The following is a 17,646-nucleotide window of genomic DNA, read 5'->3' as shown; positions in this document are numbered from 1 at the left end:
AATATTGATATTGTAAGGGTTACCAATATAAATCCACAGCATGCCGTTGCCGAGGCAGGGCTGGTGCGTTAGCTTCATGGCTAACGGAGTGCGCAGGGGGCACGCCCGGGGAGGATTGATGGGATTTTCGGAACAGTTAGGGCGTTTTCGCGAGGACAACCCGTCCCCGCTCTACCTCCAGCTGCAGCAGCTCATTCGCGAAGGCATCGGATCGAACGTGCTCAGCCAGGGGGACGCGATCCCGCCTGAGCGGGATCTTGCCACCGAATATGACGTGTCGCGCATCACCGTGCGCAAGGCAATCGGCGGGCTGGTCGAGGAAGGGCTGCTCACCCGGCGTCGGGGCGCCGGCACTTTCGTTGCCGGGCGCGTCGAGAAGAGCTTCTCCAAGCTTTCGTCCTTTACCGAGGATATGGCGGCGCGCGGGCGCAAGGCCAGCAGCAGCTGGGTTTCGCGCGCGCCGGGTCAGGTAAATCCGGAAGAAGCGATGATGCTGGGGCTGTCTCCGGGCGCGCCGGTGCTGCGTTTCGCGCGCATCCGCTATGCCGATGACGAGCCGATGGCGCTCGAATTCTCGACGATCGCCGGCTATTGCCTGCCGTCCGTCGATGCCGTTGAGGACTCGCTCTACAGCGCGCTGGACAAGGTGGGTAACCGCCCGGTGCGCGCGCTCCAGCGGCTGCGCGCGGTGCCGTTCGGGGCCGAGCATGCCAAGATGCTGGGCGTCGATGCGGGCCATGCCGGCCTGCTTATCGAGCGCCGCGCCTTCCTGCGAGACGGTCGTCCGGCCGAGGTCACTCGCTCCTATTATCGTGGCGACGCCTATGACTTCGTGGCTGAGCTGAGCGACATCTAGCCCTTCTTTCCTTGCCATTCGGGTCGCGCGGTGCAGCGGCCTCAGTCGGAGTATCGTCATGGATCGTCGTCAACTCCTGCAAGGGAGCGTCGGCGTCGGCGCTCTGCTGGCGGTTCCCATGGCGGAAGCCGGAGCGGCGCCGGTTGCCGGGGCGAAGGGGGAAGGTGACGGTTTCCCGATGCCGCGCCCGCTGAACGGCGTGGCACCACGCCTGCCCGAGGGCGATCCCTCGCGCACTCTGCTCGAACTCGGCTGGCGCTTCCATGAAGGCGATGTCCCGACGCCCGAGCCGCAGGGGCATCACGAGACCTATCTCAGCGTCAAGGCGGGCAACGCGGTGGGCGCTGCGGCGACCGGTTATGACGACAGCGACTGGCGCGAGGTGCGGCTGCCACATGACTGGGCTGCGGCCCAGCCTTTCGTCGAGACCGCCAATGTCTCGCAGGGCTATCGCCCGCGCGGGATCGGCTGGTATCGCCGCACGCTGCGCCTCGATCCGGCGGACAAGGGCAAGACGCTCGAGCTGCATTTCGACGGCATCGCCACCAATGCGACGATCTGGATCAACGGCAGCACCGTCGCGCACAACTGGTCGAGCTACAACAGCGTCTATGTCGATCTGACGCCGTTCGCGCGCTTCGGCGAAGAGACCAATGTGATCGCGATCCGTGTCGATGCCGATGCCAAGGAAGGCTGGTGGTACGAAGGCGCCGGCCTCTATCGCCATGCCTGGCTGGTTCGGCGTCCGCCCGTGGCGATCGTCAGCGACGGCGTGCACTGCGACCCGCGCCAGGTCGACGGGCGCTGGCAGGTGCCGGTGACCGTGACCCTGGCCAATGTCGCGCGCGACGCCGCGGCTGTGGTGGTCGAAGCGGTACTGCTCGACCCCGATGGCCGCGAAGTCGCGCGTGGCGAGGTCAAGGCAAGCGTGCCGGTGCTGGATCGCGCGGAAGCGGTGCTGCTGCTCGACGCGGGAGCGCCGCGCCTGTGGTTTGTCGAGAACCCGACGCTCTACGCGGTGCGGACGCGGGTACTGCGGGACGGTGCGGCGATCGATGAGCGGCGCACCGCGATCGGCTTCCGCACGATCCGCTTCGATGCGAACCAGGGGCTGTTCGTCAACGACAAGCACGTCAAATTGAAGGGCGTGTGCCTCCACCAGGACCATGCCGGTGTCGGCGTCGCAGTGCCGGATTCGCTGCATCGCTGGCGGCTCGAGCGGCTCAAGGACATGGGCTGCAACGCGATCCGCATGTCGCACAACGCACCCACCGCCGAACTGCTCGACTGGTGCGACCGTATGGGCTTCCTCGTCATGGACGAGAACCGCCTGTTCAACCCCGCGCCCGACTATATGGCCCAGCTCGAATGGCTGGTGCGGCGCGATCGCAACCACCCGAGCGTGATCCTCTGGTCGGTGTTCAACGAGGAGCCGATGCAGGGCACTGGCGCCGGCGTCGAGATGGTCCGGCGGATGATCGCCGCGGTGAAGCGGCTGGACGACAGCCGTCCTGTGACCGGGGCGATGAACGGGTCGTTCTACAACGAGGTCAGCGTCGCCGGCGAGTTCGACGTGATGGGCTTCAACTACTACCAGGCCGATTACGACAAATACCACAAGCTGCACCCGAACCAGCCGATCACCAGCTCGGAAGACACCAGCGCCTATGAGACGCGTGGTGCCTTTGCCAGCGATCCGGCCGGGCACGTCATCACCTCCTACGATACCGAGGCGACGAGCTGGGGGGCTACGCATCGCGATACCTGGAAGAACATCGCCGAGCGGCCCTTCGTTGCCGGCGGGTTTGTGTGGACCGGGTTTGACTATCATGGCGAGCCGACGCCCTATGCCTGGCCGACGATCGCCAGCTTCTTCGGCATCCTCGACCTGTGCGGCTTCCCCAAGACCGCGTTCGACATCCACCGCGCCCATTGGATCGACGATCAGGATGTCGTCGGGATCGCGCCGCACTGGACCTGGCCGGGCAGGGAGGGCGAGGCGATCAAGGTGTTCGTCAGCTGCAATGCCGAGACCATCGCGCTGCGGCTGAACGGGCGGGAGCTGGGGGTGCAGAAGGTCGACCGGATCATGGGCAATGAATGGAGCGTGCCCTATGCGCCCGGCCGGATCGAGGCGATTGCCATGCGGGGCGGCAAGGTTGTTGCCCGGGCCGTCAAGGAAACCGCGGGGAAGGCCGTTGCCCTGCGGCTTACGCCTGCCCGCAGCCTGATGGCCGGGGATGACGAGGAATGCCAGGCGATCACGATCGACGCCGTGGATTCCAAAGGCCGGCATGTGCCGACCGCCAATTTCATGACCCGGTTCACGGTCCAGGGTGCCACCATCCTTGGCGTCGGCAATGGCGATCCCAACAGCCATGAGGCGGAGCAGGTTTTGCCCAACTCCGGGTCGCGATCCCTGTTCAACGGGCTGGCCCAGATCCTGATCCGGGCCGGTACCGGACCCGGGAAAATTGCCCTGCGCGCGGAAGCGGAGGGATTCGAACCTGCCTCGCTGAGTATCGCGAGGACCGATGTAAAGCCGCGTCCGCAGGTGGCTGTGGTGCGCCAGGTGCAGGACCTGCGGGAGTGGCGCCGGTCGCCGCTGCTGGCCGCGCGGCCCGAGCCCTCGCTGGCGCCGGCGGATGGGGACAATAACAGCTGGGACTTTGTCCGCAGCGGCGTGCCGACCCCGGCCGAGCAGCCGGGCTGGCGGGTCTATCGCACCCGCTTCACGCCGTGGAAGCGCGTTGCCGGCGAAGGCGGGACGATCGCGTTCGAGAACATCGGCGGCAAGGCGGAGCTCTGGGTCGACGGCAAGCTGCTGGCGACCAAGGCCGGATCCGCGCCGGGCCCGCTGAACGCGACTCTGCCGGCCGGGCAGGGCGCGCGGATCGTGGCGCTGCTGGTGGAAGGTGCCGCGAATGCGCCTTCCGGGCTGCTGGGCGCGGTGGCGATCACGCCGCGCTGAGGCTTCCGACGGAATCAAAGAGCGGCCGGTTTTGATGCCGGCCGCTCCAGGGAAGCAGGTGAAATCCTACATTTCAACTAGCTCCAGGGCATAGAAACCCTGGGCCCCGGCTTTCGCCGGGGAGCGGAGGGGGGTTCGGGTCCTAAGCCGCCACCAGCGCCTTCGCGCCATCGGGGGCGAGGAGCAGGTGGACCACGCCTTCCGACGGGTGCGCGACCGAGCGGACGCCGAGTGCCGCCAGCGCCGGCTCGCCGGCCTTGGCCGGTTCGCACAGCTCGACGCGCAGGCGCGAGCCGAGCAGGCGAGCGCCGAGGACATTGTCCGCGCCGCCCAGCGCCGCCAGCGCGGCCGGGGTCAGCAAGGTCTGCCCGGACAGCGCCGCGACCGGCGCGGCAGCGGTAACGACACCGCCCATCGCCAGCGCATCGCGGATCTCCACCGCGACCGAGTCCGCGATCGGGCCGAGCACGACCTGCAGCGCATTGGCCGAGGGACGGATCACGCCGCGCGCACCGAGCGCCTTGAGCGCGGCCTCATCGACCTGGGCCTGGTCCTTGACCATCAGGCGCAGGCGGGTGGTGCAGGCATCGACGCTGGTGATGTTCGCGCCGCCACCCAATGCCGCGGCGAAGTCGGCACCGCGCACGCCGGTGCTGGCGACAGACGCGGACGCCACCGCAGCCTCGGGCTCGCGGCCCGGGGTCTGCAGGTTGAAGCGGCGGATCACGAAGCTGAAGATGCCGTAGTAGAGCGCGAAATAGACGATGCCGACCGGGATCAGCAGCAACGGGTTGGTCGCCTTGCCGAAGTTCAGCACGTAATCGAACAGGCCGGCCGAGAAGCCGAAGCCGAGCTTCACGTTCAGCAGGTCCATCACCACCATCGCGATGCCGGTGAGCACCGCGTGCACCGCGAACAGCGCCGGCGCGAGGAACATGAAGCTGAACTCGATCGGCTCGGTAACGCCGGTGAGCGCCGAGGTGAGCGCGAGGCTGAACAGCATGCCGCCCACGGCCTTGCGCCGCTCCGGACGCGCCGCGCGGTACATGGCGAGGCAGGCGGCGGGCAGGCCGAACATCATCACCGGGAAGAAGCCGGCCATGAACGCTCCGGCGGTCGGATCCCCGGCGAAGAAGCGGCGCAGATCGCCGTTCGCGCCGTGGAAATCACCCTGCACGAACCAGAACACATTGTTGAAGATGTGGTGGAGGCCGGTGACGAGCAGCAGGCGGTTGATCAGGCCGAACAGGAACAGGCCGATCTCGCCCGCGCCCGTGATGCCGTGACCAAGCCCGTCGATCCCGGCGCTCAGCTGGGCGAAGCACAGGCCGATCAGGCCGGCGATGAGGACGCCAGCAAAGCCGCTGACGATCGGCACGAAGCGGCGACCGCCGAAAAAGGCGAGATATTCCGGTAGCTTGATCGTCGAGAAGCGGTTGTAGAAATTGCCGCCGATCAGGCCCGACAGGATGCCGATCGGCACGTCGAGCCGCGCGATCGCCTTGGCCTTCCACGCAGCGGTAGTCAGCTCGAGCAGCGGGCCGTCCATGCCGGCGGTGACGTCGGCCGGAACGGTGAGCAGCACCTTGGCGGCTTCGGTGGCGACCAGGAAGCAGGTGATGCCGGCCAGCGGCGCGGCGCCGTTGCCGTCGCGGGCATAGCCGGTGGCGACGCCGATCGCGAAAAGCAGGCCGAGGTGGGAGAAGAGCGCATCGCCGGCGGCGCTGATGAAGGCGATGTCGAGCAGGTCGGGCTGGCCGAGGCGCAGCAGCAGGCCGGCGACCGGCAGCACCGCGATCGGCAGCATCAGGGCGCGGCCCAGCGGCTGGAGGAGTTCGAGGATCGACTTCATGCGGTGAACTCCCGGGCAAGAGCGCGGACATCGGCGGCGGTTGCGCAGGCAAGCGCGGCCTGGGCATGGGCTCGGACGGCGTCGAGCTTGAGCTCGGACACCAGCGCCTTGATCTCGGGGACGATGGCGGCGGTGGCGGACAGTTCCGTCACGCCGAGGCCGATCAGGATCGGCACCGCCAGCGGATCGGACGCGAGCCCGCCGCATACGCCGGTCCAGCGGCCCCGGCTTGCGGCACCCTTGCAGGTGTCGGCGATCAGGCGCAGCACGGCGGGATGGAGCCCGTCGATCGCGCTCGCCACGCTCGCATTGCCGCGATCCATCGCCAGGGCATATTGGGTGAGATCGTTGGTGCCGATCGAGAGGAAATCCGCCTCGGCGGCGAGCAGATCGGCGGTGACCGCCGCTGCCGGGGTCTCGACCATCACGCCCAGCTCGACCTTTTCGGTGATGCCGAGTTCGGCCCGCGCCCGATCGAGGATTTCGCGGACGCGGCGCAGCTCATCAACCCCGGCGATCATCGGGATCATGATGCGGCACTGGCCGATCGGCCGGACGCGCAGGATCGCGCGGATCTGGTCTTCCAGCAGCTGCGGATGGGCGAAGCCGACGCGGATGCCGCGCAGGCCGAGCGCCGGGTTCTCCTCCGCCGGGATCGGCAGATAGGGCGCGGGCTTGTCGCCGCCGACATCAAGCAGGCGGACGATCAGCGGGCGGCCGGCAAGCGTATCGGCGATCGCCTGATAGTCGGCGGCCTGCTCGTCGACGCTCGGCGCGGTCTCGCGGTCGAGGAACAGGAATTCGGTGCGCAGCAGCCCCGAACCCTCGGCACCATTGGCGATGGCGATCCGGGCATCGGCCTGCGAGCCGAGATTGGCGAACACTTCGATGCGGGTGCCGTCGGCCATGTGGCAGGGCCGGGCGGCGGCGGCGAGCGCCACGGCACGGCGCGCGGCACGTTCGGCGACTTCGCGGCGGGCTTCCTCCAGCGCGGCCTCGGCAGGCGCGACCTGGAGCCGGGCGAGGCCGGCATCGAGGATCAGCGGCGTGTCCTCCGCGATCTGGCGCAGCACCGGGCCGAGCGAGACGAGCATCGGCAGGCCGATATTCGCGGCCAGGATCGCGGCATGCGAAGTCGGGCCGCCGCGCTCGACGCAGAGGCCGATCACCTGGCGCGGATCGATCGCGGTCACCTGCGACGGAAGCAGGTCATCGGCGATCAGGATGGTGTTCGGCGGGAAGGTGAGCGGGGCTTCCTCGGCGCCGGAAAGGGCGAGCAGCACGCGGCGTTCGAGATCGCGCAGATCGTCGGCACGCTCGGCGAGGCGCGCGTCGCCCGATGCGGCGAGCGCTTCGACCTGCGGCGCGATCGCGGCGCGCCAGGCGATGCCGGCGCTGGCGCCGTCCTGGATGGCCTTGGCGGCGCCGGCGCGAAGGTCGGCATCGCCGAGCATCGCGCGGTGCGCTTCGATGATCGCGCGCTGCGGGCCGGCGGCATGGCCGATCTCGGCATCGAGGCGTGCGGTGAGGCTGGCGCAGGCGGCGTCGAGCCGGGCCTGTTCCTCGGCCGCGCCCTTGCTGGTAGTGTCGACCTGGATCTCGGGCAGGCGGAAGCGGCGGGCCTGGCCCACGGCGAGGCCGGGAGCGGCGGTGACGCCGGTGAGGATGCCGTCGGCGGGGAGGGTGGCCGGAGCCTGTACGACGGGAGCTGCCGGCGCGGCGACGGGGGCGGGGCCATGGCCCTTCTCGCCCATGCCGCTTTCGATCAGGGCGGCCAGCGCCGCGGCCGTGGCGGCGGCGTCCGGGCCGGTGGCGAGGATCTGGATCTCGTCGCCATAGCCGATCGCCAGCGTGAGCAGGCCGACCGGGCTGCGCGCATTGGCGCTGCGCTGCTGCTTGGTGATGGTGACATCGGCGGCATGCTCGCCGAGCAGATCGCGGATGCGCGCGGCGGGGCGGGCGTGGATGCCGTGCGCGAGCGGCACGATGATCGTGCGCTCGACGGTCTCGCCGCTAGCCTTGACGGTTTCGGCTGCAGTGCCAGCCTGGGGTTCGAGCGCGAAGATCGCGTCGCCGACCTGGACCGGGCCGTCCGCGCGGCTGCGGACCAGCGCGAAGCCGGGGGTCTCGAGCAGCAGCACCGGGGTGATCGTCGACGGGGCGGCGCAGGCGATCGCGTCGAGATCGAAGCGGATCAGCGGCGCGCCGGTCGCGACATGGTCCCCGACGGCGACGCAGGGGCTGAAGCCCTCGCCCTTCAGCGCCACGGTGTCGAGGCCGATATGCATCAGGATCTCGGCACCCTGGGCGGTGCGGATCGTCACGGCATGACCGCTGGGCTGAAGCACCGTGACTTCGCCGCCGCACGGGGCGTGGAGGCAGTCCCCGGTGGGATCGATCGCGACGCCGTCCCCCAGCATGCGCTGGGCGAAGACGGGATCGGGAACCTCGTCCAGGCCGGACAGCCAGCCGGCCAGCGGAGACACGATGGCGATGCGCCCCGCGAGAGTTTCGTCGAGCGGCGGCGGCGAGTGCGTGGGCAGGGCTTGTCTCCCGGAGATCAGGCGATGCGGTTGCCAGCGATCCAGGTGCCCGCGGGCATCAGGTCGCTGGTGAGCTGGACCCAGTCGGCGACGAGGCCGGGGGCAAGTGCCCCACGCTCGTCGCCCAGGCCCAGGAAGGCGGCAGGACTGGTCGCGGCCATCATCGCGGCATCGGCATGCGACAGGCCGATGCGGTTGACAGCATTGCGGAAGGCGCCGGCCATGTCGAGCGACGAACCGGCAAGCGTGCCGTCTTCGCCCAGGCAGCGCCCGCCTTCCACCAGGATGCGGCGGCCGTGCAGGTCGAACTCGGCCACGTCCGCGCCGACGCAGGGCATCGCGTCGGTGACCAGCAGGAACCGATCGAGCGGGCGCGCGCGCATCGCGATGCGGACGGGGGCGTCGTGCACGTGGAAGCCGTCGAGGATCAGGCCGCAATAGATGGCCTGGTCCTCGATCGACGCGCCAACCACGCCGGGGGCGCGGTGGAGCAGCGGCGACATCGCGTTGTAGAGGTGGGTGACGCCGGTCATGCCCGCGGCGATCGCCGCCTTGGCGGTGTCATAGTCCGCGTCGCTATGGCCGATGCTGAGGATCACGCCGGCCTTGTGGAGCGTGGCGATATCCTCGAGCGAGACCATCTCGGGCGCGAGCGTGAGCATCACCTTGCCGCGGCGCGGGCGGGTGAGCAAGGCGAGGAAGTCCGCGTCGAGGCGACGGAACTTGTCGGCGTCGTGGATGCCCTTGCGGGTGACGCTGATGACCGGGCCTTCGATATGGACGCCGATGACGCCGGGCACGCCGGCTTCGATCGCCGCGTCGGTCGCGTCGAGCGCGCGGGCGACGATCTCGGGCGTGTCGCTGATCAGGGTCGGCAGGAAGGCGGTGGTGCCGTAGCGCGCATGCGCCCGGCCGATCGCCGCGATGCCTTCGACATCGGGCGAATCGTTGAACAGCACGCCGGCGCCGCCATTGACCTGGGTGTCGATGAAGCCGGGGACGATCCAGCCGCCGTCGAGGTTGATGGCGGTATCGCCCGCGGCATCGGGCGTGATGCCGGCGATGCGGCCGTCGATGACCTCGATGGCTGCCTGTTCCAATATGCCGCCGGGCGTGACGATATGCCCGTTGGTGAAGGCGAACACGGTCATCGCGTCTCGGTCACCTTCTTGAGGTAGAGCGGGCGATCGGGATCATGGCCGCGTGCCAGCGAGAGCGCATTGGCCATCGGATAGAAGCTCTGGACCATCAGGATCGGCTCGATCGCGGGATGGCCGGGGATGCCGGGCAGGCTGCCGCTCGCCTTGGCGTCGGCCAGGCAGATGCGGGCGCCGCGCGACGCGAACTCGGTGGCGGCTTCGCGGACGCTGTCGCCGGCGGTGTCCGAGGTGGCGAAGGCGAGAATCGGGAAGCCCGGGCCGACGATCGCCATCGGGCCGTGGCGGACCTCGGCGGCGCTGAACGCCTCGGCATGGAGGCCGCAGGTTTCCTTGAACTTGAGCGCGGCTTCCTGGGCGATGCCGAAGCTGTAGCCGCGGCCGATGACGAACAGGTTGTTCGCGTCGCGGAAGGCCTGGACGGCGTCGCTCCAGTCGAGGTCGCGGGCGGTCTCGAGCTGGGCGGGCAGGGTGTCGAGCGCGGCGCGCAGGGCGTCGTCCTCGGCCCATTCGGCGACCAGCGCGACGAAGGCGGCGAGCGCGGTGATGTAGGACTTGGTCGCGGCGACCGAGCGCTCGGGGCCGGCCTTGAGGCCGATCAGCGTGTCGGCCATCTCGGCGAGCGGCGAGGTCTCGTCGTTGACGAAGGCGACGACATGCGCGCCGGCTGCCTGGTGGGCGCGGACGGTGGCGAGCAGGTCGGGGCTGCGGCCGCTCTGCGAGATCGCGATGCACAGCGCCGAGCCGGGCGTGACCGGTGCGGCGAACACCGAGGCCACGGAGGGCGCGGCGGAGGCGACGGGGATGCCGATCAGCGTCTCGATCAGATATTTGCCGTAGCTGGCGGCATGGTCGGACGAGCCGCGGGCGCAGGTGACGATGCGCGCGGGCGGGTTGGCCCGTAGCCGCTCGGCCAGCGCGGCGAAGCTTGCCTGGTTCGCGGCGACCAGCCGGCGCACGGCCTCGGGCGCCTCGGCCGCTTCGGACTCCATCAGCGTGACGGTCGTCGTCGTCGTCAGGTCTTCGTCAGCCGCCATCATACCCCCGCTTACTATCGAAGCGGGCAGTGATAAGTCATATATTGGTACTGTTCAAGGTTCTATAGTCGGCAAGGATGCGGCGCAGCGCGGCGACCTTTTCCGGGTCGGTGTGCAGGCTGGGGCCGGTCTGGAAGCCGAAGCGCTGCTCGGCCTCGCCGGGCGTACCGCCGGGGCTGCGGCACGAGGCGTGGATCTCGGGCACGCCGGTGGCGAGGATGGCACGGGCATTGGTCGCGTCAATACCGCTGCCGGCGAGGATGCGGATGCGGCCCTCGGCCTGGCGGGCGAGGGCGGCGAGCGTGTCGAGCGCATCGGCGGCGCGGGGCGCGCAGCCCGAGGTGAGGATCCGGTCGAAGCCCAGCGCGATCGCGGTCTCCAGCGCTTCGAGCGGATCGGGGACGAGATCGAAGGCGCGGTGGAGAGTGAGGCTGAGCGTGCGCCCGGCCTTCGCACCTTCGGCACGGGCATGGGCGACCCAGGATGCGAGCAGTCCGGCGTCGAGTCGGTAGTCGGCGGCGCTGGCGCCGATCACCACGCCGGCCAGCCCGGCCTCGGCGGCGAGGCGGATGTCGTCGGCGACCATCGCGGCTTCGGCCGGGCCATAGCGGAAGTCGCCGTCGCGCGGGCGGCAGAGCAGGTGCGACGGAATCGGCGCGGCGGCGGCGCGGGTGACCAGCGAGAGAGGCGGAGTGAGCCCGCCCACGGCCAGCGCGGCACAAAGCTCGAGCCGGTCCGCCCCGCCTTCGATGGCGGCGTCGATCCCGGCGAGCGTGTCGATGCAGATTTCGAGCATGAAGACTTCCGGAGGACGGGCGAAGAACAGGAAATTGGCGCGCCCGGCTGGATTCGAACCAGCGACCACGAGCTTAGAAGGCACGTGCTCTATCCAACTGAGCTACGGACGCGCGCCGGGGCTCCCTAGCGTGGATTGCGCGGCAGCGGAACCGGGATCATAAATGCCGCCATGAGCCAGGGGGAAGGGAAGCCGGCGCAGGTCGCCGCAAACACGCTGCGCGGCGGGCATTTCCGCTATTACGACTTCGTGATGGCCGCGTTCGTCGCGATCATCCTGCTGTCGAACGTGCTTGGCGCGGGCAAGGTCTCGCAGATCTGGCTGCCGGTCTACAACGACTATTGGCCGTTCGGCGCGGGCATCCTGTTCTTCCCCGTCTCCTATGTGATCGGCGACGTGCTGACCGAAGTCTATGGCTATGCCCGCGCCCGCCGGGTGATCTGGGCCGGTACCGGCGCGGTGCTGTTCATGGCGCTGATGTCGTGGGTGGTCGTGGCACTTCCGCCGGCGCCGAGCTGGGGCAACCAGGCCGCGTACGAGACGATCTTCGGCCAGGTGCCGCGCATCGTCCTCGCCTCGGTCTGCGCCTTTTGGGCCGGCGAGTTCGTCAATTCCTATGTCCTCGCCCGCATGAAGATCTGGACCGGCGGCAGGATGCTGTGGAGCCGCACGATCGGCTCGACCATCGCGGGCGAGGGGATCGACAGCCTGATCTTCTACCCGCTCGCCTTCCTGGGCGCCCAGGGCTGGACCACCGCCCTGGTCATCCAGGTGCTCTTCACCCAATGGGCGCTCAAGGTCGCCTGGGAAGTGATCCTCACGCCGGTCACCTATCTCGTCGTCGGCTTCCTCAAGCGCCGCGAGGGCGTCGACGTGTTCGACGAAGGCACCGACTTCACCCCCTTCGCCACCCGGGTGTGAGGCGATGAGCCCGCTGCAATCGACCAAGTTCTGGCTGATCCAGCATGTCGGGCTCGCCAAGGATGCACTCCACATCTATGTCGGGCTCACGCTGTTCCTGGGCGCGGCGCTGGCCTTTCGCTGGCCGCTGCGGAGCTGGAAGCCGCTGGCCGTGGTGCTTGCCGCGGCGCTGCTGGGCGAGGCCTGGGATCTGCGCGACAGCCTGATCTACCGCACCCGTATCGACCTGTGGGGCAATTGGCACGACATCTGGAACACGATGTTCTGGCCCGCGATGCTGGTGCTCCTTGCCCGCACCACCAGGATCTTCGAGACACCTGCGAATACCCGAAGGAGTAGCTGACGCAGCCCGACAACGCTGGCATCCTCCGCGCGTAATTCTCTGAGGAGGGCAGAGCATGACCGCGACCACGGAAGAAACTTTCGGCAGCACCGGCCACGTCAACATCTTCTTCCGCTCCTGGCTGCCCGAGGGCGAGCCGCGGGCGGTGGTGGTGATCTGCCACGGGGTGAACTCGCATGGCGGCCAGCATGAATGGACCGCGCAACGCTTCGTCGAGAAGGGCTATGCCGCCTATGCGCTCGACCTGCGCGGGCGCGGCCGTTCGGACGGCGAGCGCTTCTATGTCGAGAAGATCTCCGACTATGTCGACGATGTCGCCGGTACGATCGCCATCGCCAAGTCGCGCCATCCGGGGAAGAAGGTCTTCCTGCTCGGCCACAGCGCCGGCGGCGTCACGTCCTGCACCTATACGCTCGACAACCAGGAGGAACTGGCCGGCTTCATCTGCGAGAGCTTCGCCTTCCAGGTGCCCGCGCCCGGCTTCGCGCTCGCCGCGATCAAGGGGCTCAGCCATGTCGCGCCGCATCTCGGCGTGCTCAAGCTGAAGAACGAGGATTTCTCGCGCGATCCCGAATGGGTCGCGAAGCTCAACGCCGATCCGTACATCAAGGATGAGGTCCAGCCCGCCGCGACCGTGGCCGCGCTGGTCCGCGCCGATGAGCGGATGCGCAAGGAATTCGATACGATCACGATTCCCGTGATGATCCTGCACGGCACCGAGGACCATGCCACGGTCTGCCACGGCAGCGAGTTCTTCTACGAACACGCCGGATCGAGCGACAAGACGCTCAAGATCTATCAGGGCCATTACCATGACTTGCTTGCCGATCTTGGCAAGGAAAGCGTGATGGCGGACATACTCGAATGGGTCGAGGCGCGAACGTAACGATCAACTTTGCGTAATTTATGTAATTGTACGCAAAGGCAAAAATTATTGTTACGTATATTGCCGAAGCGGCGTTTCCCGTGACTGGGCTCTCTATAATGCTCCGAGGTAGCAACATTTTGTTGCATGATCTGAGGGAGTGCCCATGCACTGGTTCGTCGCTAACGCGCCCATCCGCCGTAAGCTGCTAGTAGCGTTCGGCTCCATGACGGCGCTCGTCGCGCTCACGCCGCTGACGCTGCTGCTGTTCCCCGCGCTTGCCCTGGCCGTCGGCATCGCCACCATCGTGGCTGCCGCGGGCATGAGCGTCTGGTATCGCAAGGCGATCGCCGATCCCTATGTCACCACCGTGGTGCGCATGGAGGCGCTTGCCGCCGGCGATCTCGCCAGCGCGATCCAGTTCACCGAATATCAGGACTGCGTGGGCCGCCTGACCAAGGCGATGTTCACCTTCCGCGATGCCGCCGCGGCGCAGATCCGCCAGAATGAGGAAGCCGAGCGTCACGGCGAGATCGTGCGCGGCATGACCAGCAATCTCGAGCGGCTCGCCCAGGGCGACCTGACCGCCGACATCATCGAGGAATATCCGGCTACCTATGCGAAGCTGCGCGACAATTTCAACGCGGCGCTCGCGTCGCTGCGCGCGCTGCTCGGCACGGTGACCGAGAGCACCATTGCCATCCGCACCGGCTCGGGCGAGATCGCCCAGGCCTCGGAGAGCCTGGCCCGCCGGACCGAAGCCAATGCCGCCAGCCTGGAGCAGACCACGGCAGCGATCAGCCAGATGGATCAGCGCCTGAAGGGCACCGCCGAAGCCGCCAACCGCACCGTGGAGCGTGCCGATGGCGCGACCGCGACGGTCTCTGACGGCCGCCAGGTCGTCGACGAGGCGGTGCAGGCGATGAACCGCGTCAATGACAGCGCCAAGGGCATCGACAGCGTGATCGAGGGCCTCGACAAGATCGCCTTCCAGACCCGGGTGCTGGCGATGAACGCCGCCGTCGAAGCCGGCCGCGCCGGCGAGGCGGGCCGTGGCTTCGCGGTCGTCGCCGATCTCGTCTCCGCGCTTGCGATGCGCGCCGAGGAAGAAGCCGGCCGCGCCCGCGAACAGCTCACCGCGACCCAGGTCGACATCGTCGCCGCGGTGGCGATGGTCGAGAAGGTCGATGGGGCGCTGGCGCATATCGCCGAGGATGTCAGCGGCGTGCACGAGCTGCTCAACCAGATGGCGACCGACAATCGCGCCCAGTCGACGGTGATCAGCGAGATCAGCTCGGCGATCGGCACGATGGACCAGTCGACCCAGCAGAATGCCGCGATGGTCGAGGAAACCTCGGCCGCGGCGCGTAATCTCACCGTCGAGATCTCGGCACTGGCCGAGCAGGCTTCGCGCTTCCGCACCACCGGCGCCGCGACCACGGTCTCGGGCGGGCGCCCGATCTCCTTCCCGGCGCGGGGGCTGGCTGCGTCGTCGGACGCGCTGGCCGGGGAGCATGCGTACAACTGATTTGCGACCCCGCGATTGGGCGCGGGGCGGCATCACGGTTCGTCACGGGGTGAGGCGGTCGCGGGGGCTATCCGCGGCCGCCTCCTTCGTTGGGGCGGGCTCGCCGTCATCGCCGGCCTTGCCATGGCGGGGCTGTGCCAAGGGCACCGCAGGATCCCAGCGTCTTGAGGCAGGACTGCCCTCGGGTCACGTTGGCCGTGCAGCGGCCCCAGAGTTCCGGCATCGCGGAGCGCAAGCTCGGCTGCTGGCGGGCGAGCGGGCCCGCGACGCATGCGAATTTGCGATCGTCCATCTCCGACAGCTGGGCGCGATACCAGAGCGCATCCGCGAGCAGCGTGCGCCCTTCGGCATGGAAATGGGCGGCGAGCGGCCGGGCGAAGTAAGAAGGAAAGTCATAGGCGGCGGACTCGCCCGCTGCGAGAAAGCCGGGAGGGTCGGCGAACAGGAAGTCCCGCGTCCGCGTGAAGCAGGGCAGGGCGGTTATCTCGTTCCATTCGAGCAGGTCCTGCGACGCGCCCTGGATGAGGGATCGCCGGAAGCCGATCCAGGCGTAGAGTTCGAAAATTCTGGTCGTCACGGAATCGTCGTCGCCGCGGAAGCGATGGGCTTCGATGGCGCAGACCGTGGTGAGATGCCGGCGGACTTCGGTTGCCGCGCGGGCCAGGGTGCCGGCGAAATCCTCGGGCGCGGCGCTGCGCAGCCTGACCACCACCTGGTTATAGGTCGAGACGGCCTCGCGAATGGGTTGCGCCTCCTCGCCATAGCCCAGGAGGGTAAGGGCGGGGAGTTCAAAGCCGCCGAGATGTTCGAGCGGGACTTTCTCGGTCCCGCACTGGCGCCGGGCTTCCGGCCCGGCCGGAACGTGGCAATTGCCCTTGGACGCGCTGGCGGCGGAGTGGGGCCTGGAGCTTGCCTCGGCCGAGCGATTGCCCTGGCTGATCCCCTGCGGCGTGCCGCATGCCGACATCGCCAGCAGGAGGAGGCCGATGCCGGCCAGGCGCTTTCGGGGGATGCGCGGGATGCGCATTACCGCATCCGCTTGCGCAGCGCGCGATAGCGTTCCCGCGCTTCGGGGAGGCCGGGTTCCGCCGGGCCGGAATCATAGGGCATGACCTGGCCGCCCTTGGACCCGACATTCGGCGTGTAGATCCACAGCGTGCCGCCCCGCGACTGCCCGGCCTGGCGGTACAGGTACAGGGCTGTCGGCCAGTCGCGGGGCGCGACGACGCCCTCCTCGAGCAGGATGCCGAGCGTGAGTTGCGACTGCTTGTCGCCGCTGTGCGCGGCGTTGGCGAGACTGCGGACGATGGGGTTCGGTGCGGTGGTCAGCGCCTCGATGCCCTGTGGCCCGCGCGTGCAGCCGCCGACCATCCACAAGGACAGGCCGCCGGCTATCGCCAATGCACTGCGCCGGGCCCATGAAACCAGGATTGTCGGCTGCACCCCGTCCACCCCTCTCAATGTTCTCGTTCGTGGTCGCCAAAGAAACGACATCGATTGCCCGCCATGAGATTCGGGCGATCATTTGTCGCACTATGGTCCGCGCACGCACGGGCAGCAATGGCGGGATGGGGGTTCAGTCCGCTGTTCGGTGCGTGACTTGACTGCTTCAGTGCGCGGCGCCGGAATTGCCTCCGCGGCTCCCACGCGCATCCGGCCGGGAAGACCCGGGGGCACAAGCGGCGAGGCATGGGAGCGCTGGCCCCCGGCTTTCGCCGGGGAGCGGGGCGTCGTCCGGATTGGAGACCCGAAGGTGCGGCTTACGCCACCGCCTCGAGCAGGCCCTCGAACAGGCGGCGGCCGTCGGTGCCGCCATGCGCGGCTTCGATGCGGCGCTCGGGATGCGGCATCATGCCGAGCACATTGCCGGCCTTGTTGAGCACGCCGGCGATGTTGCGGGCCGAGCCGTTGATGTCGGCGGCATAGCGGAAGGCGACCCGGCCTTCGCCCTCGATCCGGTCGAGCGTCTCGGCATCGGCGAAATAGTTGCCGTCGTGATGCGCCACCGGGATCGTGATCTGCTCGCCCGCGCGATAGGCCGAGGTGAAGATCGATTGCGAATTGTCGACCGTCAGCGGCACGTCGCGGCAGACGAAGTTGAGGCCGGAGTTGCGCATCAGCGCGCCGGGCAGCAGACCGGTCTCGGTCAGGACCTGGAAGCCGTTGCAGATGCCGATCACCGGCATGCCCTTGTCGGCTGCCTCGATCACGGCCTTCACCACCGGCGAGCGCGCGGCGATGGCGCCGCAGCGGAGATAGTCGCCGTACGAGAAGCCGCCGGGCAGGGCGATCAGGCCGAGACCCTGGGGCAGCTCGGTCTCGCCGTGCCACACCATGGCGGGCTTCACGCCCGTCACCGCTTCCAGCGCGACTGCGATGTCGCGATCGCAGTTGGAGCCCGGAAAGACGATGACCGCGGTCTTCACAGCTTTTCCACCCGGTAGTTTTCGATGACGGTGTTGGCGAGCAGCTTGCGGCACATCTCGTCGATGGCCTCGTCGCTGGTGTCGTCTGCGAGCACGAGCTCGAAGATCTTGCCGGCGCGGACGTCTTCGACGCCGTCAAAGCCGAGGCCGCCAAGGGCGTGCTGGATGGCCTTGCCCTGGGGGTCGAGCACGCCGTTCTTCAAGGTGACGATGATGCGGAGCTTCATGGGCAGCGCCTATGGCCTCGTCCGTTCGTCGCTGCAAGGCGAAAGCGTGTCTTTTTAGACAGCTTCCCGGGGGGGGGGGGGGGGGGGGGGGCCCCCCGGGGGGCCCGCCGGGAACCCGGGGGGG

General features: G+C 68.6%; 15 protein-coding genes and 1 tRNA gene. 6 read left to right on the top strand and 10 right to left on the bottom strand.

Going from position 1 to position 17,646, the window contains the following annotated elements:
- Positions 1–118 precede the first annotated feature (118 nt).
- Both AAHM44_RS15125 and galA read left to right on the top strand, forming a co-directional pair.
- A complete protein-coding gene (locus tag AAHM44_RS15125; RefSeq protein WP_269575570.1) occupies positions 119–856 on the top strand; it encodes a GntR family transcriptional regulator in 738 nt (245 codons plus the stop codon).
- 58 nt (positions 857–914) lie between these two features.
- Positions 915–3,827: a beta-galactosidase GalA gene (gene galA / locus AAHM44_RS15120; RefSeq protein ID WP_342250510.1), complete on the top strand. Its 2,913-nt coding sequence runs from the start codon at positions 915–917 to the stop codon at positions 3,825–3,827.
- 142 nt (positions 3,828–3,969) lie between these two features.
- Here galA and nagE read toward each other — a convergent pair whose 3' ends face one another.
- The 6 genes from nagE to AAHM44_RS15090 all read right to left on the bottom strand — a co-directional run bounded on the left by nagE (position 3,970) and on the right by AAHM44_RS15090 (position 11,324).
- Entirely contained in the window at positions 3,970–5,679 is a 1,710-nt protein-coding gene (gene nagE, locus AAHM44_RS15115; RefSeq protein ID WP_342250509.1) for an N-acetylglucosamine-specific PTS transporter subunit IIBC, read from the bottom strand.
- Entirely contained in the window at positions 5,676–8,165 is a 2,490-nt protein-coding gene (ptsP, locus tag AAHM44_RS15110; protein ID WP_342250508.1) for a phosphoenolpyruvate--protein phosphotransferase, read from the bottom strand. The genes nagE and ptsP overlap by 4 nt, the downstream gene beginning before the upstream one ends.
- 74 nt (positions 8,166–8,239) lie before the next feature.
- Positions 8,240–9,373 (bottom strand): N-acetylglucosamine-6-phosphate deacetylase, encoded by a 1,134-nt coding sequence (gene nagA / locus AAHM44_RS15105; RefSeq protein ID WP_342250507.1) that lies wholly within the window; start codon positions 9,371–9,373, stop codon positions 8,240–8,242.
- A complete protein-coding gene (locus AAHM44_RS15100) occupies positions 9,370–10,416 on the bottom strand; it encodes an SIS domain-containing protein (RefSeq protein WP_342250506.1) in 1,047 nt (348 codons plus the stop codon). The genes nagA and AAHM44_RS15100 overlap by 4 nt, the downstream gene beginning before the upstream one ends.
- Positions 10,417–10,453: 37 nt before the next feature.
- The gene (locus tag AAHM44_RS15095) at positions 10,454–11,281 is read right to left on the bottom strand and encodes a copper homeostasis protein CutC (RefSeq protein WP_342250505.1); all 828 of its coding nucleotides are present in this window, start codon (positions 11,279–11,281) and stop codon (positions 10,454–10,456) included.
- Positions 11,248–11,324: transfer RNA gene (locus AAHM44_RS15090), tRNA-Arg, on the bottom strand. Before AAHM44_RS15090 ends, AAHM44_RS15095 begins: the two co-directional genes overlap by 34 nt.
- A 59-nt stretch (positions 11,325–11,383) precedes the next feature.
- Between AAHM44_RS15090 and AAHM44_RS15085 the strand changes: the two genes are divergently transcribed.
- The 4 genes from AAHM44_RS15085 to AAHM44_RS15070 all read left to right on the top strand — a co-directional run bounded on the left by AAHM44_RS15085 (position 11,384) and on the right by AAHM44_RS15070 (position 14,869).
- Positions 11,384–12,133, top strand: a complete 750-nt coding sequence (locus AAHM44_RS15085) for a queuosine precursor transporter (protein ID WP_342250504.1) — start codon at positions 11,384–11,386, stop codon at positions 12,131–12,133.
- A 4-nt stretch (positions 12,134–12,137) separates the two neighbouring features.
- A complete protein-coding gene (locus tag AAHM44_RS15080; RefSeq protein WP_342250503.1) occupies positions 12,138–12,476 on the top strand; it encodes a hypothetical protein in 339 nt (112 codons plus the stop codon).
- 55 nt (positions 12,477–12,531) lie between these two features.
- Positions 12,532–13,362 (top strand): alpha/beta hydrolase, encoded by an 831-nt coding sequence (locus AAHM44_RS15075; RefSeq protein WP_269575562.1) that lies wholly within the window; start codon positions 12,532–12,534, stop codon positions 13,360–13,362.
- A 145-nt stretch (positions 13,363–13,507) separates the two neighbouring features.
- Positions 13,508–14,869, top strand: coding sequence for a methyl-accepting chemotaxis protein (locus tag AAHM44_RS15070; RefSeq protein ID WP_342250502.1), 1,362 nt, complete (start codon positions 13,508–13,510; stop codon positions 14,867–14,869).
- 106 nt (positions 14,870–14,975) lie between these two features.
- On the opposite strand, the gene AAHM44_RS15065 is transcribed toward AAHM44_RS15070, so the two are convergent.
- From AAHM44_RS15065 to purS, 4 genes are all read right to left on the bottom strand, one after another.
- Positions 14,976–15,896, bottom strand: coding sequence for a hypothetical protein (locus tag AAHM44_RS15065; RefSeq protein ID WP_342250501.1), 921 nt, complete (start codon positions 15,894–15,896; stop codon positions 14,976–14,978).
- A complete protein-coding gene (locus tag AAHM44_RS15060; protein WP_342250500.1) occupies positions 15,896–16,270 on the bottom strand; it encodes a hypothetical protein in 375 nt (124 codons plus the stop codon). The genes AAHM44_RS15065 and AAHM44_RS15060 overlap by 1 nt, the downstream gene beginning before the upstream one ends.
- Before the next feature lie 359 nt (positions 16,271–16,629).
- Entirely contained in the window at positions 16,630–17,295 is a 666-nt protein-coding gene (purQ, locus tag AAHM44_RS15055) for a phosphoribosylformylglycinamidine synthase subunit PurQ (protein ID WP_342250499.1), read from the bottom strand.
- Positions 17,292–17,522: a phosphoribosylformylglycinamidine synthase subunit PurS gene (purS, locus tag AAHM44_RS15050; protein ID WP_342250498.1), complete on the bottom strand. Its 231-nt coding sequence runs from the start codon at positions 17,520–17,522 to the stop codon at positions 17,292–17,294. The genes purQ and purS overlap by 4 nt, the downstream gene beginning before the upstream one ends.
- Positions 17,523–17,646: the final 124 nt, after the last annotated feature.

It is taken from the genome of Sphingomonas sp. OTU376 (assembly GCF_038440415.1).
Lineage (GTDB): Bacteria > Pseudomonadota > Alphaproteobacteria > Sphingomonadales > Sphingomonadaceae > Sphingomonas > Sphingomonas kyeonggiensis_A.
This window is presented reverse-complemented; position numbering and strand designations above follow the sequence as displayed.